We start from the raw sequence: 22,756 nt of genomic DNA on the forward strand, positions 1-22,756 counted from the left end.
GCTGATTCCAGGCTCCAAGCTCATCCCTCCATACTGACAATGATTCAGATCTCAAAACCATCCGGTCCCGGCAATTCCAGCCGAAGCTGTTGAATCACTGGCCAGCAGCGGTGACGTTCACCATTCGGTTCTCCGGCCAACTCCTGTAAATGATAATCTGCGGCACCTACGAGACTCTTCGCCAGCCAACCCGCTCCTGCAGCGGTATTGAAACCTCCGACAAAAGGTTCCTGCACATATTTCGAATTCCGGTTCAGCGCTTGCCCTTGATGGAGCTCTTCCGACGAGTGGACATCCGCTGCCAAAAATCGTTGGCAGATCTGAACGAGCCCAAGCAGCTCGGCCCATTTACCGGAGTGTACGCATCCCTCCATCAGCAGAGCCAAGGCCTGCCAGCCCTCGTAAGCTGTTGCTTCAGTCTTTGCTTCAGTATCACCAGGCCTTCCATTGGCTTTGGCATTGGCATTCGTGCTGGCAGTGGTATGCAAGACGGCCTTCTCTAGTCCTGCGGACCGTTCTGGCCCCGATTGCACACCGTGACTCAGCCACATCGTTAACGGATCCGATGCTGCTGTCTCCCGCCCTTCCAGCCAGTTCACACGCTCCAGCCAACTGGCTGCTTGGAGCGCGTATTCACCTTTTTTACGCCGAACGGTATCCAGCTTGAGCCTCGCCTTGTTCCATCTCCCCTGTCCGATATGAAGCAGCGCCTCAGCAAATGACAGCCGTTCTCTCATTTCCTTCGAAGGTTGCGAAGCTGCGCCTGGCAGCATCTCCAGCGCTGCATCATAACAACGGGTCTGCTCCAGAATGCCAATGATCTTGTGAGTGGCCTCTTCGGAAGACAGGGCGAAACGATGGGTAATCAGTGCGGGTATAACCGGTTGCTGCCCCGATACCCGCATGATCCGGAATATTCGGTAGAGAGGTGGCAGCAAACTGGATTTGGCACGTACAGCTTCCACGTAAGCATCGACTGCACCCTCAAGGTCTGCCCGCCCTTCCAGCAGCCGCCCGAGGGCGTACCAGGTCTGATAGGTGCCCATTCCTTCTTCCGTATGGTACACAGGAGGCGGCGGTCCCAACTGAATGGCTTCACGCAATGAATGCTCTGCCTGCTCCGTGTGACCCAATGCTTCCTGACACACTCCGCGGTTATGAAGCAGATCCGTATAATCCGGGAATAACACAAGTGCTTCCTCAATGTGGTCCAATGCTTCCTGCCAGCGATTCAAGTGTTGAAGGCATCGTAACTCATACTTGAATAACAAGTGGGCATAACTGGTCACCAGAGGATCGATGCCTGCCTTAGCCACACGAAAGGTCTGAAGGGCACGCTCCGCTTGCCCCACACGCAAATACTCAACGCCCAGATTATAATGATGGAACGATTGCTCGGGCTCTTCTCTCACAGCCTGTTCCAATAATTTCAGATTCCGATTCACCTTGTCCTTGCGCTCCACAACCGCAGTCTGATAACCATAATGATGGATCATCATGTCTGTCACCTGAAAAGCAGCATCCGGATTCTTCCGGCAAATAGCCCCTGCAATCTGTTCATGAATCCGCCCTTCGAACCGATGCTCCGGGGCATTACGGAACAACCGCAATACCGGATTCACTGTAGCTCCCTGCTGACCCGTACCTGTATAGTTATGAATGTTCAAAAACAATCCGTCGCATGTGCTGGCTGCCGTCCAGCTCCGAAGCTGCTCCCGCGCTGCTGAATCCAGCCCCTCGTCCGCATCCAGGAACAGAATCCATTCCCCTGTCGCCTGCTCCAGACCTGCATTACGTGCAGCCGCAAAATCATCACACCACACATATGGCACTATCCTAGCCCCGTATTGCCGCGCAATATCGTTGCTCCGATCCGAAGAGCCGGTGTCCACGACGATAATTTCATCTACAGCTCCCTGGACACTCTCCAGACATTGCGCGAGCCACTCCTCCTCATCCTTAACGATCATGCATAGCGAAATGCGGTTGCTCGGCAAGCTGGTTCCTCCTCTCTCTGGCATGCCAATCTGTACGCCAAGGAATGCCTTGGGCTGTCCTTAACCTTTGAAGAAGGGCATCCTGCTCCGCTATAAGGCCCGGGTTAGAAGGAGAGCGAATCAGCTCCATTTGAATAACGCCCAGAGCCAAATACAAATAACTTATGGCAGCTCCGGCTCGTGCCTGATGCGATCCTGCATCTTGCTCCAGTGCCTGCTGAAATAGAGACACAGCCTGATCGTAATGCCCTTTGGCAAACAACGCTTCCCCGAGGTAAAAGGTACCCTCAGCATCCAGCTTCCCTTCCGTCATGCAGCCGATTAGGAGATCAGCGGCCGCCCGGGTATATCCTTCGCGATAAAGAATGCCTGCAAGCCATCTGCTGAACTCTATACATCGGTCCTTCTCCGTGCATCCATCCACCCACTTCTCAAACCACTGCTGGGCCACTCTCAATTGTCCTGTTTGGACAGATCGCTGTACGATGTCCCGGACCAAGTTAAGCGCAGGCGATTGCAGTACTTCAGGCAACCTTTCCCCACTCTGTCTCATGGGGCTCCACGCCTGCACCTGTTGTCCTCTGAACCACCCGTCCACCGTCCCCCAGACTTCGCGATCTTCCTGCTCAGATGACTCCAGAAAAGCAGGAGAAAGGCCTGATCCACTGGCCCAACAAGCAACTGCCCAATCCAGTCGCTGCTCGGGCAGGAGAGGTTCGACACTCACATCACGTTCACCCCACAGCTGTTCTGCAAGTTGTACGGCTTCCAGGCACCGGCCCGCACATAACATCCAGTGCAGCTGAACTGCAGGGTCAATCTGAACCTTCCGGGCCAGATCCTGGAGCAGGGACAAAGCCTGCCCATAAGCTCCGCAGGATGCAAGCGCGTGAATAATCTTCCTGATCTCATCTGCACCTTCTCCTGTATGGTCCTGCTCCCGCAAATTCAACCGTTTCTTCCAGCGAAGCAGTAATGCCTCAGCAATGACCTCATCGGATTCTCCAGATTGCTGCAATACATCTGCGAGCCCCTGCAGTGCAGGGGGATATGCAGACATGTAGTCCAAGGCCAGACCATACAGATGGGCCGATTCCTGCAGGAACCCTCTCTTCTGTGCCAGACGTGCCATGGCGGTATAGGGTCTGTATGTGTCTGTACCTTGTTCATGTACATATTCGGACTGACTGCGAACATCTTCGGATGTATCCACTGCTCTTGCATAGAATTGATAGGCTCGTTCTTCGAGACCTTGTTGTTCAAGAAAGTCACCGTATAGAAAGTGAAGGTCAGCGTAGTCCGGGTAATGCTGCGTTTCCACTGCCAGAAGCGCGCGGCCTTCATCATAACGTTCCAGGGCTCCAAGAACTTTCACATAATCGCGCACAAGTGTAGACCGGTACGGTGCACCAAGCTCCGTTAGGCGCAGTGAATGGGCAAACGAATCCGCTGCCTTCCCCATCTCTCCCAGCTGGCAATACGTCACTCCCAAGTTGTAGAGATGAAAAGGCTGATCCGGGTGCTCCTTTAATTCCTGCTGCAAAAGTTTAAAATTCCGCAAAGGTTTGCGCCCCTGAGCGATTTGGGAAGCAAGATACCCATCATGCCCAAGCCGCAGCGGAGCCACGGGGTCGGATTCCTGCCTGGTGTTCTCCGTATCATCACACACCAGCTGCTCATGAATTCGACCTTCATAGCGGTATCCGTAACCCGATCGAAACAGGCGTACTGGCTGAAAGATAACTTGATCTTCCGTCTTTTCATCGATCCGATTCTCTATTGTCACTTTTAACTTCGATACGCTCTTATGGACTGTGGGCAGATAATTCATTAACTCTTCCAAACCATCTATGGCATATTCATCCGCGTCTACACACAGAATCCACTCGGTACCTGCCAGCGGCAGGCTAATATTGCGTGCCCGTGCAAAGTGATCTTCCCACTGGGCATGAAGTACGGTTGCCCCGAATTGTCTCGCGATCGCTGGCGTGCGGTCACCCGAGCCTGTATCTGTAATAAACCATTCCATACCGGGTTGATAGAAACTATTCAGACAGCGGGGCAAATGTTGTTCCTCATTTTGAACAATCATGTGAATTCCAAGCAGCCTGTTCTGCATATGCTGTCACCTCCAACGCAAAAAAGTACATGAAGTCCATTAAATGGGACTCCATGTACCTATATGATTGAGAACCTGGTTATGTGCCTTGTCCATTGAAGAACACATCGATTGTACTTGGTGCACCGATGAGACTGGAACGATAGGAAAGGCGTGTATATTTGAGAAAACGCTGGGGAACCAGTACATCCACGGAGCCTGCCAGAATTCCCGTTACTGTCGTCACATCCGTGTACCAGTTCGAGCCGTTGGCGCTGATTTCTACCTGGGCATCCACACGATTGATCCCTGGCCCCCTGTTGTATACAAAGAAGGAATATGTGCCAAATACACTGGTTGTCACCGCTGGTAGAGGCGTAAACGTATTGGCAGTGGGAGTATTGATCAGCTGCGATTCCTGGAAGCTCTTTTGGGAAATCGACGTTACGCTGCTAAGTGTTCCGGCTGTGATGGTCGCGCCGAGTACACTGGTGATCGTTCCGTTCAGTAGATTCGACAACGTTCCCGCGGTAATTGTGGCACCAAGCACGTTCGTGATTGTACCGTTAAGCAGGTTCGTTAATGTTCCGGCCGTGACCGTTGCACCAAGTACACTGGTGATGGTTCCGTTCAGCAAGTTTGTCAGCGTGCCCGCCGTGATGGTCGCGCCGAGCACACTTGTGAGGGTACCATTCAGCAGATTCGTCAACGTTCCGGCTGTAAGCGTCGCTCCCAGAATGCCTGTGATTGTACCTGCAGTAATCGTCGCACCCAGTACACTGGTAATTGTTCCTGCTGTAATTGTGGCACCAAGCACATTCGTGATTGTACCGTTAAGCAGGTTCGTCAAGGTGCCTGCGGTTACCGTGGCTCCGAGTACGCTGGTGATTGTTCCTGCTGTGATTGTGGCGCCGAGTACACTCGTAATCGTACCATTCAGCAAGTTCGTCAAAGTCCCCGCTGTGACCGTGGCCCCAAGCACGCTTGTAATGGTTCCGGCTGTGATGGTTGCTCCAAGTAAACTTGTAATCGTACCATTTAACAAGTTCGTCAGTGTGCCTGCCGTGATGGTCGCTCCGAGCACACTCGTGAGGGTACCATTCAGCAGGTTCGTCAACGTTCCCGCTGTCACCGTAGCTCCAAGCACGCTCGTAATGGTTCCGGCTGTAATGGTTGCTCCGAGCACACTGGTGATCGTACCATTCAGCAAGTTCGTCAAGGTCCCCGCTGTCACCGTAGCTCCAAGCACACTTGTAATCGTACCTGCTGTAATGGTGGCCCCGAGTACACTCGTAAGGGTACCATTCAGAAGGTTGGTGATTGTGCCTGCATTAATGGTGACCGTCGTCAAACCCGAGATGTTACTGATCGTTCCGTCCAAAATGATCCCGACAACATTACCACTCGTATCCGTTCTGACGGGCTGGGCCGTACCGGTAGCATCCTGACCAAAGATCAGGGTCCGCAGATTGTCCGGATTCGTGTTAAACGTTGTGAAGTTAGGCATGAGCCCCGTCCTCCTCCCTGGAAATCAGTCATGTTATTTCACCTTAGGGCATGCGCTGTGCCTGAAAGTAAACATCCAGCCTGGTGGGTTGATCCGGTTCCACCGATTGAATCGCAAGCCGCGTATATCGAAGGAACCGCTGCGGAACCAAAGCTTTGGTTTGGCCCTCCGCAATCACCTCCTGGCTGTCCACCGCATAATCCACTGCATTGGGACTAATCTGGATCTGTACCAGAGCCGGATTCTTGCCCCGGTTCACAATGCCATATGTGTACAAGCTGAGCGATGATGTATCCTGAGCAGGAAGAGCACTGGTGGAACTGCTGGTTTCGGCCCCGACATAGGTATGCTCTGTAAAACAGTGAGTAGCACCAGGGAGTATCGTGCGTGAGGGACGACCCTGCTTGACCCGGGGACGATTAATCCGGGAACAAGGAGGTTTCAGCAGTTTAGCGCGGCAGGATCGGCGGGGTCGGCGGCGGCTCACATATTTAGTTGGTCTCAATCTCTTCTTGCTTCGCTTCGCTGTTCGGCTCATCTCGATTCCCCTTAAAAAATGTGCTTCCGCATCGTATGCCCGGACTTAAAATACGGGCACGGCATCTGCCGCGATTTTCAATTTTGCCGTTCTTGCCCCAAACGCTTCCTCGATGTTGTACATACACTGTAAGTACAAGGACGAGAGTATCATTTGCATACCAAAGTCAGTTCAGTTCTATCAAATCGGAGGTGGGTAAGATAACGAACTATAACGTGTTCAACCAATCTAACGGTCCCCTGTTTACCCAGCTTACCAATACATTTTCCGCCCCCGGAATTGAGGCTTCGGCAGAGAGCGGTGCAGCCTCGGCCGGCAGCTTCTTCGCTTTAACCACCAATAATGCCGCGATTCCTTCCAACCAAAACCTACTTCTGCAAATTCTCAATGCTGCTGGCAGCGGCAGAACCTTGCGAATATCGAGCATATCAGGTGGAACAACCGCTGCGGCTACGCTTGTCGTATATTCCGGGGGTACTGTTACGGTGGGAAGTACACCCGTCCCAGTGAATACATTGCTTGGCAGTACGAATACCAGTGTAGTCACGACGAGGCAAAATACAGGGACGCTGGGCGGTGCGTTTACAAGCCTGCTAAGTCTTCCGCTAACCGCCGGCATGTTTCGGATGAACTTCAACGGTTCCATTATCGTGACACCGGGACAGACGTTATCCGTTAGCGTGGGTGTTGGGAATCAGACGGCAGCCATTAATTTGTTCTGGTGGGAATTCTGACAGATAACCATGAAGGAAAGGGTGGTGAATACCTTGCCGAATAATAATGTGTTCAACCGGCTAACTCAGCCTGTGTATACATCCAACACCAATACCTATACATCTCCAGGCATTGTTGCCCCACCGGAAAATAATGCAGGAATCTCTGGGAGCTTGTTCAATTCTGGCACAACCAACTCCACCACCCTTGGATTATTGGGCGGAAGCGTAATTGCGACGGTCCAGTTAAGCAACCCTTCGGGAAGTGGGAGAACGCTGTACTTATCAAAGCTCTCCGGTGGAATTACGGTTGCACTCAACCTCCTGTCCTCCTTCAGCGGCTCCATGGTCCTGAGTGCCAATGGAACACTGACCTCGCCAAGTACGCTGCCATCCGTGAACAGCAATCTGTCCAGTACCAACACCAGTGTTGCAATTGTACGATTTTCCACCGCTGCACCTACCGGAGCAACCACGCTAATGACGATGCCTTTGCAAGCAGGGCCCTTTTCTTCCAGCGTATTTGGGAGCTATGTTGTCCCGCCAGGTCAGGCCATTAATCTGACGGTCAGTGGTTCTCTTTCCGTTGCAGGGTTGCTGGCATCCACAGCCTACTTTGCTTGGTGGGAGGTCTAATGAATACCTCTACCTTTCCAAACGGTCAAAGCCGCCTCCGGCGAACCGGAAGCGGCTTTAGCGTATTTCTTTTCACACCAGATATAGATGTTATACGTGTTCCTTCAGGACATTGCCATGTGATTCCCGGATTCCCCACAATACACGCTGCAATACGATGCCTGCCACTCCAATAGCGAGCGTAGCAATGCCGATGAATTGAAAGGTAAGGTCGGGCCCCATAATATGAATCAGCGCACCACCTGCCAGCGGAGCAACGACAAGCACAACACTGGACATCGAATTTTGGATGCCGAAGACACGTCCTACATAAGCAGGAGGGGTTTCCTTTTGCAGCAAATAATTCAAAGTGACCATAGAGAGGCCGTTTCCGAGACCAATGCACAGCCCCCAAACGATAATCCATACATCCGGGGTAAGGGGAACTACCCAGCCTAGTGCAGCAATACCTGCGCCAATAAGGACAAAACCTCCACCGAGCCCCCATCCATAACTGACTCGCGGCAGCCGATTCAGCAGCAGAATCATAATAACAGCACCTGCACCTGCCGATGAGCCCAGCCACCCGATCAAAGTTTCATTCCCAGGCTTGATGCTTCGGAAAAGGGTCACGAACTGATAATCAATCATCAGAATGGCCATTAGGCCCAAACAGCCAAACAACAGCGTGCATAGAATGGCCCGGCTGTTTCGTATAAAGCTCCAGCCTTTCGTCCATTGCGTCAGCACCGATTCCGTCTCTGCTTGGTCCTGCTGATCTTGTGTCTCATTACCTATAGAGTGTTCCGGCTTCTCCGTTAACCGTCGCAATGGCCATAATACCAACCCGGATATTAGACGGGTGCAGGCATTGATCACAATACAAATCTGAGGTGAAAATACCGCCAGGATGACGGCACCCAGAAGCGGTCCGGCCACCTTGGAGCACTGTCCGACAAAGCCGTTCAGAGACGATGCCTGAAACAGATGCTCCTCGGCCACCACTTGACGCGTCAGCGCCTGCTGGGCCGGAATGTGGAATACGCCCATCATGGCTCGCAGGGCCAGAAGCGGAAGCAGCCATGCCGCGCTTGGCGCGAACAAAATGGCAACTGTAAGCACAACGGTGATTACATCACAGAGCAGCATGATCTTTACTTTGTGCAGACGATCTGCAAGTGTACCCGCGACCGAACCCAGCAGGATACCCGGGACAGCCATACAGACGGGAATCAGTGCGATGATCAGTGGATCGGCACCCCATCGATAGGCCACCAATATCTGAATGGCAAGGGCATCGAACCAATCCCCGAAGGTAGCGAGCGCATACGCAATAAACATGCGCATGAAGCGGAAGTTGGTCCACAAACTTGCGGGTGGCATTTGGGACGAAGGTGATGAGCGATGAGATTCATTTGAAACAGTATTCATTATGGGGGGTTTCCTCCTACTCCTCTGATTACAGCCTTGTTGTCAGGCTTACATGTCCCTTGGCTGTAATCATACGAGAGTTATATCAGAGGAAGATCAGACGCTGGAGAAAATGGGGATAAATACGCACGGACTTCATTCGTAATACGCTGCCCATACATAGGGACACCGTATTCTTTGGCAATTTCAGCATAGACTTGACGGTATTTATGAACCAGACGTCCCTCAATGCGGTGGTGTGCCATGAATAATAAGATCTGATTCGCTGAATTAATGTATAGTGGTGCGTTCAATGTCATTTTGAGAACATCCAGCCCGTCATCCATTCTAGGCTCTGCTTCTCGAGCTCTCCCCTGCCTCAGCAGCCACAGCCCCTCCATGACCTGAAATCGTCCAATCTCACGCAAATATGGCGCGTCCTTCAGACTTGAACGTAACATGCTCATCTGTTCTTCTACTCTTTCACCACTGCCGCCCCACAACTCTACGTACAACTCCGACAGGGATACGGGCAGCTTGAAATTGATCAGATGATCTGTCTCAATGACGTGATACGTCTCTACTAATTGTGCTTTGGCACGCCGATATTGGCCAACCTCTGCATAGATCTCGACAATATTCAAGATACGGAGCTCCCGAAGCTGATCCGCAGACAGCGCGGGTGAATTCAATGCCTGCTCATACAGATGCAAACTCTCCGCTGGTTCGATTAGCGCGTGTACAAAAATCAGCAGCCAGTATAAACGCTCCTCAAAAGGGAATTCCTCGGTGGTCATTAGCCATTCCAGATCCCCCTGGATAAAATGGATATACAGCTGATAGAACGAATCAATCTGGATACCCAGAGCATCCTGCTGATCAAACAAGGTTAACATCGATTTCCCCTGTCCAAACAAATGATATTTGCGGAACAATCCATGAATCACTTCCCGTATCTCCAGATCGTGTGCGGAGGGGTTGGCGGGCAGCACTGCCATATTCGTCCGTATGGTTAGTCTGTAACCGTAGCCCCGCACCGTATCCAGCGAAACTTCTTCCCAATGCTTCAGTTTCTTGCGCAGCCGGTACACATGGTCATCCACAGTGCGTTCAACCGGATACTCCAGCGGCCATACGCTATCCAGCAGCTGGCTGCGGGTAAATGCCTTTTCCTTGTTTTCATATAGAAAATGAAAAAGCGCGAATTCCTTCGCGAGCAGCTGGATGGAATCCGTGCGCCGGGTTACGGTATATGTACCTTCATCAAATTGCAATGACATGCCTGGTCCCCCTGTATATGCTTGCTTATCTCTTGTTTGGGTTCATTCATAATGTGATTAAACTAAACCTGGTATTCGTTCATGTAGAAAACAACATACCACAAAAAACCTTTTGCGGGTACGCAAAAGGTTTTCTGTATAATACGCCCAGCGTATGGACTGGCTTAGCCAAGTACCACGCGGTCGTCTGCCATTTTTTTGCCGCTGATGCGCTCGAATTCGCCCAGCAGCTCAGGTACGGTCAATGTGCGCTTGCGCTCTTCACTGACGTCCAGAATGATTCTGCCCTTATCCATCATGATCAGACGGTTACCCAGACGAATCGCTTGCTCCATATTGTGAGTTACCATCAGGGTCGTTAATTTCATCTCACGGACCAGCGTTTCGGTCAGCTCGGTAATCAATTCGGCACGTGAAGGGTCAAGTGCCGCCGTATGTTCATCAAGCAGCAGAATCTGCGGCTGGGTAAAGGTTGCCATCAGAAGGCTGAGTGCCTGGCGCTCCCCGCCCGAGAGAAGACCCACTTTGGCATTGGGACGCTTATCGAGTCCAATCCCCAGCTTCTGCAGCTGGGCGTTGAAGATCTCCCGTCTTGCCCGGGTAACCCCGAAGCCAAGGCCGCGTCCTTTACCGCGTTTGTACGCCATTGCCATGTTTTCTTCAATGGACATATGGGGTGCCGTTCCTGCCATCGGATCCTGGAACACCCGGCCGATCCAGCTGCTGCGCTTATGCTCAGGCAGGTTTTTGATGGACCGGTCATTGATCAGCACATCACCCATATCCGGCTTCATTACACCAGATATGATATTCATCAACGTAGATTTCCCCGCACCATTACTGCCGATGACCGTTACAAAATCCCCCGGATTCATCGTCAAATTCACGCCAACCAGTGCTGTCTTCTCGTCTGTCGTTCCCGGATTGAACAGCTTCGTCACATGTGAAATCTCCAGCATGATCACATGCCTCCCTTCGCTTGTTGACCCGTGGATCGCATGAGCTCTTCCGTTCGTTTGCGAGCAAGGCTCTTCTGCTTCATGGAGCGCTGCATGGTTGGGAAGACAAGAGCAATAATGACGATTACCGCGGTAATCAGCTTCAGATCAGAGGTATCGAACCATTCGACCTGAAGAGCAAGCGCAACGACAATCCGGTAAATAATCGAACCGACCACAGCAGCGAGCGTTGCCCAGAATACCGTTCTTGCACCCAGAATGGCTTCCCCGATAATAACGGAGGCCAATCCGATCACGATCATACCAATCCCCATCGTAATGTCTGCGAAGCCTGATTGCTGGGCAATAAATGCCCCAGACAAGGCAACCAGTCCGTTGGACAAACTGACGCCGACGATAGTCGTTACATCGGTATTTGCACCGAAGCTGCGGATCATGCGTTTATTGTCGCCTGTGGCGCGCAATGCCAGTCCAATATCGGTTTTCATAAACAGGTCCAGCATGATTTTAAATACCAGTACAACAATGATGATCAGCACCATGACATGCTCGCCCGAGAATGGATTATCCATTCCCATAATGGATTTGTTCGGCGCACCAAGAATGCGCATATTAATGGAATAGAGGGCGATCATCATGAGAATCCCGGATAACAATCCATTGATTTTGCCTTTGGTATGCAGCAGACCGGTACAGGCTCCAGCTATCATTCCTCCAGCCATTGCCGCCAAACAGGCGAGCCAAGGAGAAAAGTCATTGGAGATCATAACCGCCGCGATTGCGCCTCCTGTTGTAAAACTTCCGTCTACGGTAAGATCGGGAAAATCGAGAATCCGGAACGTAATATATACACCAAGGGCCATGAGGGCATATAACAGACCGAGCTCGATTGCCCCTTCGATTGAATTCCAACTTATACTCACGCTACTTCCTCCCTGTCTATCGAAAAGAATGAGGCGAACCCACTGCACGTCCGCCTCGCTTCCGTACTGCCGGTTGTCATCCGGTCAGATTATTGAATAATGTTGTTATCCTGATCTTGTACTTCAGCCTTCATCTCGTCGGTAACGGTGATGCCTTGAGCTTCAGCTGCTTTAAGATTCAGGATCAGATCGAGCTTGTCCGGAACCGTTACTTTCATATCGCCAGGCTTCGTGCCATTCTTCAGGATATCCGCAGCCATTTCGCCCACTTGATATCCATGGTCATAGTATTTGAAACCTACGGTAGCAAAAGCACCTTTTTCAACCGTGTCCCGGTCACTGGAGAAGAACGGAATTTTGTTGCTGTTTGCTGTCTGGATGATCGTATCCACTGCACTGACAACCGAGTTGTCGAGTGTGATATAGAAGGCATCCACTTTGCCTACCAGAGAGTCTGTTGCCTGTTTAACTTCAGATGTATTCGTAACTGGAGCTTTGACCAGCTTGATTCCGTGTGTTGCCAGTGCTTTTTCGGCATTGTCTGCCATGACAACGGCATTCGGCTCGCCCTCGTTAATGACCAAACCTACCGTTTTTACGTCCGTCATGTATTTCGCGATAAAATCAGCCAACTGCACAATTGCTTCCGGATTCGTATCCGATGCACCAGTGACATTGCCGCCTGGCTTGTCCAAGTCACTAACCAGTTTGGCACCTAGCGGGTCCGTTACTGCTGCGAAGAGCAATGGCTTTTCTTTGACCTGCTGAGCCAGTGCCAGTGCAGATGGGGTAGCAATCCCGAGCACCAGGTCATTCTTCGAATCCCCTGCGATTTTTTGGGCAATGGACAAGTTGTTGGTTGAATCCCCTTGTGCATTGTTGTAGTCAATGGTCAGGTTTTTGTTTTCTTCGATTCCCGCTTCCTTGAGTGCCGCAATGAATCCTTCACGTGTTGCATCCAGGGATGGATGTTCCACAATTTGCGAGATGGCAATGCGGTAGGATTTTTCTGCAGTACCTTCGCTTGCTGTAGTACCGGATCCTTCGGATTCCGTACCCGTACCCGTGCTGCTGTTATTTCCGCAACCTGCGGCTACAATCATTGAGGCAACCATCATCAGTGACATCCAGAATTTCTTTTTCATGTGAGAACCCCTCTCCATCTTCTAAATGTGTTGCCCATCTCTCATCCTAGTGACACGATAGGGCGGGACAAAGCGAACGCTTCAACGCATTGTTGCTTTTATCGACAAAAGCAGACAAACATAGACATTCCTCATGCGACTGAAGTCCATGACTCGTATTGGTCATTTTGTGTTTCTCTAATATTAAGGTGCGACTTCTTTCCCGTCAATGGTTGTACCGCTTCCAATTTGGTTTATTCCTTAAGCGTGATAGAAAACATTACACAAAATAAAAAAGAGACTGTTTCGAATGATCGAAACAATCTCTATTTATAAACTAATTTCCCGCAGCTTCGCGAATCTGGTATGTGCATTTTTTGCCGCCCTCAGCGTAACATTCCGTGCGCTCAACATCTGCCTGCAGCAAGGAACGGAAAAGATCCAATTCACAGCGGCAAGCCTGACGATATACGCTCGCCACCTGTACAATCGGGCAGTTCAGCTCTGTCAGCACATAAGAACCGTCTTCTTCTCTCGACGCGTCAGCCATGTAGCCATTAGCATTCTGTATGCGTGCCAACTCCTCCACACGCCCGGCCAGATCCTGGCCCTCCATCTGGGGCAATTTGCTCCGGAGCAGCTTGTCGCGCCGACTCTCGAAGAGCGTGTCTACAATGCCTTCACCGGCAGACTCCGTCAGTTCTTCCAGCAGTTCAAGCGTAAGCGATGGATAGGATTTTGGAAAAAAACCATCTCCGCGTGCGGTCAAGTGGTACACCGACGATGGGCGTCCGGCTGTGGCCCGAGCCTCCCGAACTTCAATTAGTCCATCCTGCTCCAGTGCCGTCAGATGACGACGAATCGCCATGCCGGTCAGTCCCAGTTCGGCTGTCATTTCTCTTGCGGTCATCGTGCCCTGCCGCTTCAGCATGAACAAAATCCGTTCACGCGTCGTCATTTCGTCTTCACGCTTCACGTGCAGCACCTGCTCTCCTGCTTATGCGTGTACTGGTGCTGCCTCCCGGCAAGCATCCGAGCAAAAGCGGTTATGCGTCTCTTCGCAATCCTCACAGCACACATGCTGCAGGTTGCAGGTTGGACAATTAATATATCGGTCATGTGTCGTTCCACAGTGATAACAGCTGGCAATAACGATATCCTCTTCTGTCTGGTTAATCGGCACGGAGATACGTTCGTCAAATACGTAGCACTTACCATCAAACAGTCGACCTTGTACCTCAGGGTCCTTACCGTAGGTTACGATGCCACCTTCCAGTTGAGCCACGTCCTGGAATCCCTCTTTGATCATGAAACCGGTCAGCTTCTCGCAGCGAATGCCGCCAGTACAGTAGGTAATGATCTTTTTGTCCTTCATGTCGCCCAGGTTCTCCCGGATCCACTCCGGAAACTCGCGGAACGACTCAACGTCCGGACGAATGGCTCCGCGGAAATGACCAATTTCGTATTCGTAGTCATTGCGGCCATCGATGACGATGACGTCATCACGTTGCAAATGCTCGTGGAATTCCTTCGGCGAGAGGCGTTTGCCGCTAGTCACGTTCGGGTCCAGATCCTCGTCTACGCGGAAGGTTACCAGCTCCGCTTTGTGACGAACGAATATTTTTTTGAACGCATGCTCTTCCACGTCATCAATCTTGAATACCATATCGCTGAACAGCGGATTGGCATGCATATCCTTCATGTATTGCTCCGTCTGCTCCGGCGTGCCGGATACCGTACCATTAATACCTTCCGATGCAATTAGAATACGGCCTTTTACACCCAGGTCCTTGCAGTATTGCAGATGTTCTTGAGTAAATGTCTCGGGGTCTTCAATCTTCACGAACTTATAATATAAAAGCACGCGGTACGCGCTGTTACACATGTGTATCACCTGTTCCTATTCCATGTTGATATTGGCCGGATCATCCGACAAGCCTACAACGTTGCAACCTTGCTCATTAAAAAAGAAAATAAACAGCCGCCCGAAACATCGTCTCGAACTGCTGCCCAACATACGACTTTTATTCCTGCACTCTAGTTTATCGGAATCGGAAGGGCTTAGTCAATATAAATGTATAGAAAGGGATGAAAGTTTTGGAACATTCCAACCATAATTGAGGTGTCTCTGGAAGATATCAAAATTTATTTTAAATTTGAATTAAAATCATATTCATTTTTGCCTTCGTATCCAGTACACTATGCTCATCATTATATGGCTTACCACTGTAAATCACGAAAGTGCAGTGGATGGGGATAAGCATAACGTGAACTTATTTATGAGGAAAATGGGGATGAGATTGTGAGTTTAACTTTATTGAAAAAAGTAAGTATCATCTGGTTGGTTTTCCTGATTGGACTGAGTGGTCTGTGGAGCAACTCCGGTATTCTTGAACGGGCACAGGCAGCGGGAGCAGAGCCTTACCTTGGGGAGATCCGATTATTTCCCTACAGTGCAATACCTCGGGGCTGGATGCCAGCTAGAGGGCAATCGATGTCGATCACCCAAAATACGGCTCTTTACTCTCTCCTCGGAAATAATTTTGGGGGGGATGGAAAAACAACCTTCTCATTGCCCAATCTATCCGGGGCTGCACCTGATGGCATGGGCTATTACTTAGCGTTAAACGGAATTTTCCCTTCGCGTGATGAAAGTATTTATGGTGCGGGACCATCTGTTCTTGGAGAAGTTCGTCTGTTTCCGTATCGGTTCACCCCTCCAGGTTGGTTAGCCTTGAATGGCCAAGAAGTATCCACATCCACTTACAGCGATTTATATCAGATGATCGGCACGACTTATGGCGGAGATGGGAGTACCACATTTAAACTTCCTAACATGCCCAAAATGAACGATATCATTTACTATGGGATTTCTACGGATCCAACCCAGCGTGCTGAGAATGGAACAGGTGACGAATATATAGGTGAGATCATACCTATGCTGGTTAGTCTCCCGACAAACCATTGGATACCGGCAAACGGACTAACACTGCCCATCAACCAAAATCAGCCCTTATTTAGTCTACTCGGCACCAGGTTCGGGGGTGATGGTCAAGTTAATTTTAACGTACCTAATCTCAACAGCAGCCAGTCTGCTTTCGTTTATTATGTTGCCAACACAGGCGTTTTCCCGACTTTAGACGGCGGGGAACTCCCGGAAGCCATTGAAGACAACTATGTTACTAACCAAAGCACCGTTTTGGTTGTTTCTGCCCCAGGCGTACTTTCCAACGATAGAGCCGCTTCTGCCGCTATATTGAAAAGTGGGCCGATGTACGGAACACTCGTTATGAATCCCAACGGCTCGTTTATGTATACTCCGGTGACTGATTATGTAGGAACTGACAGTTTCACTTACAGTGCTTATAACGAATGGGGTGAAAGTATACCTGTGGCAGTTACCCTGACGATTGAGCAAACTACAGCCCCCATCGTTAGCGGCGTAACCGACGGCAAAATGTACAATCAAGCGGTCACACCTAGATTTAATAATGGAACCGCACTGCTAAATGGCGCTCCATTTACAAACGGCACTACAGTCACGGTAGATGGAGATTATACCCTGGCCGTTACCAATAGCATTGGTACAACAACGATTCACTTTACGGTGGATACTCATCCTCCTATTGTTACAGGCGTTACCCAAAACGGAGTCTATACCACTGGTCCAGTCATCACTTTTAATGAAGGTACAGCGACGTTGAATGGTTTCCCATTTAACAATGGAGATACCGTTCAGGCCGAAGGAGATCATGTACTGATTGTCACGGATCGTGCAGGCAACACAACAACTATTCAATTCAGCTTTCATACGCCGCGGACCATTCATTTTGACAGTAATGGCGGTTCCGAGGTCCCTGAACAGAACGTGAATTACGGAGACAAAACGAACGAACCTGCTGATCCAACCAAAGCTGGACACAGTTTTGTTGGATGGTTCACCGATTCTGGTTTAAGTCAGGCTTTTGACTTTGACAATACACCTGTAACTACCGATCTTACCTTGTATGCAAAATGGACGATCAACTCCTACACCGTCAACTTCGACTCTAACGGCGGTACGGCGGTCGATGATCAGTCCGTTCCATATAGCGAGTTGGCGACGGCTCCTACTGATCCAACCAAAGCTGGACACACTTTCGCTGGGTGGTTCACCGATTCAGGTCTAAGTCAGGCTTTTGATTTTGACAATACACCTGTAACTGGCGATCTTACTCTGTATGCAAAATGGTCGATTAACTCCTACACCATCAACTTCAACTCTAATGGCGGTACGGCGGTCGATAACCAGTCCGTTCCATATAGTGAGTTGGCAGCGGCTCCTGATGCTCCAGCCAAAGATGGGCATACTTTCGCTGGGTGGTTCACGGATTCAGGTTTGAGTCAGGCTTTTGATTTCAACAACACAGTCGTAACCAAAGATATCACCCTGTATGCGAAATGGTCGATCAACTCCTACACCGTTAACTTCGACTCTAACGGCGGTACGGCGGTCGACGATCAATCGATTCAATATAATGAATTGGTAGCGGCTCCTGATGACCCAACCAAAGATGGGCACACTTTTGCTGGATGGTTCACCGATTCAAGTTTGAGTCAGGCTTTTGACTTTGACAACACACCTGTAACCGGCGATATCACCCTGTATGCGAAATGGACTGCTGACAAGTACACCATCTCCTTCGATACTCTTGGTGGATCTACCGTAGATGATGTATTGATTGAGCACGGGAATAAGCTTACAGCTCCGGCTTCACCAAGCCGTTCAGGCTACACGTTTAGTGGATGGTACGTCGATCCTGAGTTGAAGACACCGTTTGACTTTGATCAAACGGAGATGATCGCCGATCTTACCTTATATGCGAAATGGAACGTAATTCCTTCTCCACCATCAGGCGGCAATGGTAATAACGGCGGTGGTTCCGGTAGCCAGAACAGTAACGGATCGAGCAGTAACTCCTCGTCACCCAACTCGGCGAACTCATCAACAAATGGCCGTTTAACACTGGCAGCGGGGCAGGCAGGGCAAGTAAGTTTGGGAAATGGCATCACATTAACTATTCCTGCCGGGGCGATGAATCAGGAGCTGAAGATCACCATCGATCAGGTTAAAGATTCATCCGATCTGCTGACCAATCAAGCCCAGCTGCTCAGCCCGGTATATGAACTACTCAAAAATGTGACTAAGAATTTCGACAAACCCGTAACCTTGAAGATGGCCTTCGACGGATCAAGCTTGCGAAGCAATCAGCGAGCTGAACTATTTTATTTTGATGAACAAGAAAAGATATGGTTTTCTGCTGGAGAATCCTCTATGGATGGCGATCTGATCCAAGTCGACGTAAATCATTTCACCAAATTTGCTGTATTCGCGGTTGATCAGCCTAACGCTCCAGTAGAAGTCGCATTACACGATATAAAAGGTCACTGGGCGGAAGAGCTCATTCAGCAAGCTGTCCGTGATGGCATCGTGAAGGGATATGTGGATGGATCGTTTAAACCAAACGCATCCGTTACACGTGCCGAGTTCACAGTAATGCTGATGAATGCACTGCAAGCCGATTATGCAGAAGCACCTTTATCATTTACGGACCGCTCAAACATAGGCGCCTGGGCAGAGTCTGCCGTAGCGCGTGCCGTACAGGCAGGATTCATTCAAGGGGACTCGGGCGGTGCCTTCCGTCCAAATGATGCCGTAACCCGTGCAGAAATGGCCGTCATGGTGGCGAATGCCCTGCAATTGAAGACAGAATCCGGAACCAGCTCAACCTTTGCAGATAACGAACAGATTCCTGTATGGGCGAGAGCAGCGGTTGCTGGAATGCAACAGTCCGGGCTGTTGAATGGTAAGGGATTGAACACCTTTGCGCCAAGAGACAACACGACGCGTGCCGAAGCAGTGAAGCTGCTCATGAGTATGCCAAATTAAAGTTCCATAAATAAAGCCTGTGTTCTGGCAACACCCTCTCTAAACTGTATAAAACAGTTGGAGAGGATACACCTCAGAACACAGGCTCTTTTGCTATAATTACTCCGAGATTGTAATAACAGAAGTGACAAAATGATACGATTCATTCTGCAGCACCGCTTGGGACAGCAGAATCTTGTTGCCTTCCGGGCTCCAAGCGAGTGGATCGGAGATATCGTCCATATCAGCCGAGATCTGGAATTGTTCTGCTGATTCCGTATTGGAGACGAACAAACCCTTCTCATCATCGCTCTCCGAGTTAATCGTGTACGCGATCTTGGAGTCATCCCCGGACCAACTGGTCCCGAAGATCTGTGTGCCTCTGGCGAGCGTCGCTTTCTCGTTGCCTTCCAGATCGGTAAGCACCAGCGCCCGTTTCGTATCCGCTGTTTTTTTCACAATGGCCAGCCTGGTTCCATCATTGGACGGAATAACCCACTCCACGCTCTTCAGGACCTGCTTCACGTCACCTGTGGTTGTATCATAAGCATTCAATTGTCCGTCTTCACCGGTAATATAGTAGATCATACTGCCTGAGACCCTGACGCTGCGCACGTTGAAATTGCCCGTCTCGACCAAAACCTTGGTTGTACCATCAATACTGGCTGAGACGAGGTCTCCCTTCATATTCGGAAAGACAACATGCTCATTATCCAGCCATGCGCCTTCCTGAACGAATCCATCTTCCTGGCCCGCATTAACCGTCTCCCCGTTGTGCAAATTCAGAAAGAAACCTTTGCCTGTCGATTCCTCCGGCTCCCGGTAGAACAAGTACTGACCATTCGGTGAGACGAGCGGCGAGCTCAGACTGACTTCGCTCTCCTTGAGCGGTGTATCGGTTCCTTTCGCCAGATCGTACATATATAAGTTATGCGGATATCTCTCCTGGCCTTCAACCGTGACGGGTTTCATTGACGTGTTCTCTTTGTCCGATACGATCCAGTCATCACTTAGCCAGGCCACGCCGCGCATATTGGGCAATTTGTCAATTTTCTCGAGTTTAAAGCTCTGATACACCGATGTATTCGTATTGTCTTTTACCGTGATATCCGTGCCCGTTTTTCCGCTTGGTGTACTGCCTCCCGGCGCCGTAGTCCCCCCGCAAGCTGCTGCGGACAACAGAGCTAACGCACCCAATGTACTGAGTGCCGCCTGCTTCCAATTCATCATGGTCCCCCCCTGCTTTCTCTGCTATAGACCAAGCATACACATGTCATACTTCCAAAGTTATTCAGACTTGTTTCCAACTTGTAAACTTGAATCGGCGAGCGGGAGAACAAGCTGGAACGTTGTTCCTTCCTCATTCTTCATTTCACCCGGCAGCAGGGTGATCGTCCCGCCCTGTTTCTCTACAAATTGCTTCACGAGTGACAGACCGAGTCCGGTTCCGCCTGTTTTTCTCGCCCGGTCCTTGTTGACGGTATAAAAAGGTTCAAAGATCTTCTCTCTTGCCTCTTCCGGAATCGGCAGACCCGAGTTGTAGATGCGAATCATCGCTTCACGCGTCTGTGGCCGCTGCTCGCTCTGTACCCGAATGATGCCGCCAGGCACGTTATACTTGATCGCATTATCGAGCAGATTGATGAAGATATGCATGAGGCTCTCCCGATCACTGCGGATAACGGCAGGCTGAATGTCCAGCTCCATACGAAGCGCAAACTTCTCAGCTTTGCCTCGCATTCGTCCGCAGGCGTCCTCCAGCAGCGCACCCACCTCTACATCCTCCGCCTGGTTCTCAAAATCATATTTCTCCAATGCCGATAAATGCAGCACCTTCTCGACCATCTCGTATAACCGTTCCGTTTCCTTGCCAATGTTGCTGGATGCATCCTCCAGCAGCTGAGGGTCATCCCGATACATATCAAGCAGTTCCACATAGGCCATAATCGAGGTTAGCGGCGTTTTGAATTCATGGCTGATGTTGCCGATGTATTGTTTCTGCTGCTGTTCCAGTGCCTGCAGCTTCTCAATGGCCAGCTGGAGCTTCTGCTGCTCTGCATGCATGCCTGTAATGTTTTGCTGAATGGACGTGCTCATGTAATAAATGCCTTGCCCCAGTTCGCCCAGTTCATCTTTGCGTTTAACAGGAGATTCGCTGATATACTCGCCTTCCCGAATGGAATCCGCTGATTTCTTCAGCTTGGTTATCGCAACCGCGAACCGATTATAGAATAGGTACCCGAGAATAAAGCTCAATACAACGACGGCAATTCCCGCCCATAGGAACAACTGTAAAATGCGTGCGTAGAATTCATGGTAACTCTGGACCGAGTACTGCATCCATATCGCACCCATTTGCCCATCCGGACCATCCAGCGGTGCCGCATAGAGCAGCGTGTCCCCCTGTTCACGGTAGGCGATTTTATTTTGCAGAGCATAGTTCAGCGTCTCCTGGATCTCCAGACTCTCACCCGGTGTAATGGACGAGCCTACCTGTGTCCCATTCATGTCATAGAGCGCAATGGGCAGACCTGTCGAGTTTGCCAGTTCCTGGGCCAGCCTGCGGCCATTTTGCTTCAGAAAGGCATCCGTCTCCAGCCGTATGGCTTCCGTATAGTAGGCCTGACGCACATTCAGATTGACGAGACGCGTCTGCTGCGACAGAATGCCCTCGATCTGTGACTGCTGGTTGCGTTCAATTCCTCGCAGAACGAGTGAACTGAGCACCACAACGGTCAGGATGAGCAATGCCGCCAGAAACACGCTGAATTTCAGCTTGATGCTGACCCTCATGCCGAACCGCCCGGTTCCGGAGCTGACGCTTTATAGCCAATGCCGTACACCGTCTGCAGCTTTTGCTGATCCGTATCACCGATTTTTTTGCGTAAACGCTGAATATGAATATCCACTGTGCGTGTGCCTCCTGCGTATTCCATGCCCCACACCCGATCCAGCAGATCATCACGGGTGTACACCCGCTCCGGATTGGACATCAGGATGGTTAGCAAGTCGAACTCCTTGGGTGTAAGATCCAGCTTTTCTTCCCTCACCGTCACCGTCCGGTGAGCCACATGAATGCGCAAATCCCCATTAACGATGGCCTGATTCTTCTGCTCGTCTGGCGGTGGACTGCTCTTCTCCACCCGGCGCATGAGCGCTTTCACCCGGGCGAGCAGCTCGCGAATCTCAAACGGCTTGGTCATGTAATCATCGGCGCCCATTTCCAATCCGACGATTTTGTCCACGATGTCATTTTTCACAGTCAGCAAAATAATACCGATATCCTCGCGGTCCTCCAGTCTGCGGCATACGCCGTATCCATCGAGCCTTGGCATCATGACATCCAGAATCATGACCTGCGGATGGAATGACGCCACCTTGACCAGTGCCTCCTCGCCATCATTTGCTGTCTCCACTTCATATCCTTCGCGCCGGAGCGCATAAGCAATGGCACTGACGATGCTTGACTCGTCATCTACCACAAGCACTTTTTTAGTCATCGAATTCATCCTCTTTATTGATGTCATAAGTTCATTATTCCTGGATCTATGTTAACAAGGTCTGGCCGGATAATCCATGGAGGACTATATAATCTATACGATAAGCCGTATTCTCTAAGCTTGGACTTCGCTTCACTTTTTTTATACCCATACACGGCAAAAAGACCTCACCTGGAATGGATCG

General features: G+C 50.5%; 17 protein-coding genes. 3 read left to right on the plus strand and 14 right to left on the minus strand.

Annotated features, from left to right (window positions below; all coding sequences use genetic code 11):
* Positions 1 to 44 precede the first annotated feature (44 nt).
* From CHH60_RS16395 to CHH60_RS16415, 4 genes are all read right to left on the minus strand, one after another.
* A complete protein-coding gene (locus CHH60_RS16395) occupies positions 45 to 1,997 on the minus strand; it encodes a glycosyltransferase (RefSeq protein ID WP_176476087.1) in 1,953 nt (650 codons plus the stop codon).
* Positions 1,960 to 4,116, minus strand: a complete 2,157-nt coding sequence (locus tag CHH60_RS16400; protein ID WP_095360137.1) for a glycosyltransferase — start codon at positions 4,114 to 4,116, stop codon at positions 1,960 to 1,962. Before CHH60_RS16400 ends, CHH60_RS16395 begins: the two co-directional genes overlap by 38 nt.
* A 79-nt stretch (positions 4,117 to 4,195) precedes the next feature.
* Positions 4,196 to 5,602: a DUF6385 domain-containing protein gene (locus CHH60_RS16405; RefSeq protein ID WP_255247956.1), complete on the minus strand. Its 1,407-nt coding sequence runs from the start codon at positions 5,600 to 5,602 to the stop codon at positions 4,196 to 4,198.
* Between the two features lie 43 nt (positions 5,603 to 5,645).
* Complete coding sequence (locus CHH60_RS16415; RefSeq protein ID WP_095360138.1) at positions 5,646 to 6,140, minus strand: DUF6385 domain-containing protein; 495 nt, start codon at positions 6,138 to 6,140, stop codon at positions 5,646 to 5,648.
* A gap of 191 nt (positions 6,141 to 6,331) precedes the next feature.
* Here CHH60_RS16415 and CHH60_RS16420 point away from each other — a divergent pair, with 191 nt between their 5' ends.
* Complete coding sequence (locus CHH60_RS16420; protein ID WP_255247957.1) at positions 6,332 to 6,874, plus strand: hypothetical protein; 543 nt, start codon at positions 6,332 to 6,334, stop codon at positions 6,872 to 6,874.
* A 33-nt stretch (positions 6,875 to 6,907) separates the two neighbouring features.
* Complete coding sequence (locus tag CHH60_RS16425) at positions 6,908 to 7,489, plus strand: hypothetical protein (protein ID WP_095360139.1); 582 nt, start codon at positions 6,908 to 6,910, stop codon at positions 7,487 to 7,489.
* Between the two features lie 90 nt (positions 7,490 to 7,579).
* Here CHH60_RS16425 and CHH60_RS16430 read toward each other — a convergent pair whose 3' ends face one another.
* The 7 genes from CHH60_RS16430 to trhO all read right to left on the minus strand — a co-directional run bounded on the left by CHH60_RS16430 (position 7,580) and on the right by trhO (position 15,049).
* Positions 7,580 to 8,899, minus strand: coding sequence for an MFS transporter (locus tag CHH60_RS16430; RefSeq protein WP_255247958.1), 1,320 nt, complete (start codon positions 8,897 to 8,899; stop codon positions 7,580 to 7,582).
* Positions 8,900 to 8,979: 80 nt separating this feature from the next.
* A complete protein-coding gene (locus CHH60_RS16435) occupies positions 8,980 to 10,158 on the minus strand; it encodes a winged helix-turn-helix domain-containing protein (protein ID WP_095360140.1) in 1,179 nt (392 codons plus the stop codon).
* A 164-nt stretch (positions 10,159 to 10,322) separates the two neighbouring features.
* Positions 10,323 to 11,117, minus strand: a complete 795-nt coding sequence (locus CHH60_RS16440) for an ABC transporter ATP-binding protein (RefSeq protein ID WP_095290912.1) — start codon at positions 11,115 to 11,117, stop codon at positions 10,323 to 10,325.
* Between the two features lie 2 nt (positions 11,118 to 11,119).
* Positions 11,120 to 11,980 (minus strand): ABC transporter permease, encoded by an 861-nt coding sequence (locus CHH60_RS16445; RefSeq protein WP_236146853.1) that lies wholly within the window; start codon positions 11,978 to 11,980, stop codon positions 11,120 to 11,122.
* A 149-nt stretch (positions 11,981 to 12,129) separates the two neighbouring features.
* Positions 12,130 to 13,185 (minus strand): ABC transporter substrate-binding protein, encoded by a 1,056-nt coding sequence (locus tag CHH60_RS16450; RefSeq protein WP_095360141.1) that lies wholly within the window; start codon positions 13,183 to 13,185, stop codon positions 12,130 to 12,132.
* A 316-nt stretch (positions 13,186 to 13,501) separates the two neighbouring features.
* Entirely contained in the window at positions 13,502 to 14,140 is a 639-nt protein-coding gene (locus CHH60_RS16455; RefSeq protein ID WP_095360337.1) for a helix-turn-helix transcriptional regulator, read from the minus strand.
* Between the two features lie 21 nt (positions 14,141 to 14,161).
* Positions 14,162 to 15,049, minus strand: coding sequence for an oxygen-dependent tRNA uridine(34) hydroxylase TrhO (trhO, locus tag CHH60_RS16460; protein ID WP_095360142.1), 888 nt, complete (start codon positions 15,047 to 15,049; stop codon positions 14,162 to 14,164).
* A gap of 432 nt (positions 15,050 to 15,481) precedes the next feature.
* Between trhO and CHH60_RS16465 the strand changes: the two genes are divergently transcribed.
* Positions 15,482 to 19,093 (plus strand): InlB B-repeat-containing protein, encoded by a 3,612-nt coding sequence (locus CHH60_RS16465; protein ID WP_217989993.1) that lies wholly within the window; start codon positions 15,482 to 15,484, stop codon positions 19,091 to 19,093.
* A gap of 99 nt (positions 19,094 to 19,192) precedes the next feature.
* Here CHH60_RS16465 and CHH60_RS16470 read toward each other — a convergent pair whose 3' ends face one another.
* The 3 genes from CHH60_RS16470 to CHH60_RS16480 are packed head-to-tail and all read right to left on the minus strand — an operon-like array spanning position 19,193 to position 22,572.
* Positions 19,193 to 20,299 (minus strand): hypothetical protein, encoded by a 1,107-nt coding sequence (locus CHH60_RS16470; protein ID WP_095360144.1) that lies wholly within the window; start codon positions 20,297 to 20,299, stop codon positions 19,193 to 19,195.
* 60 nt (positions 20,300 to 20,359) lie between these two features.
* The gene (locus CHH60_RS16475) at positions 20,360 to 21,865 is read right to left on the minus strand and encodes a sensor histidine kinase (protein ID WP_095360145.1); all 1,506 of its coding nucleotides are present in this window, start codon (positions 21,863 to 21,865) and stop codon (positions 20,360 to 20,362) included.
* Positions 21,862 to 22,572, minus strand: a complete 711-nt coding sequence (locus CHH60_RS16480) for a response regulator transcription factor (RefSeq protein ID WP_095360146.1) — start codon at positions 22,570 to 22,572, stop codon at positions 21,862 to 21,864. The genes CHH60_RS16475 and CHH60_RS16480 overlap by 4 nt, the downstream gene beginning before the upstream one ends.
* Positions 22,573 to 22,756 lie beyond the last annotated feature (184 nt).

Source organism: Paenibacillus sp. 7523-1 (genome assembly GCF_002276415.1).
Taxonomy (GTDB): domain Bacteria; phylum Bacillota; class Bacilli; order Paenibacillales; family Paenibacillaceae; genus Paenibacillus; species Paenibacillus illinoisensis_A.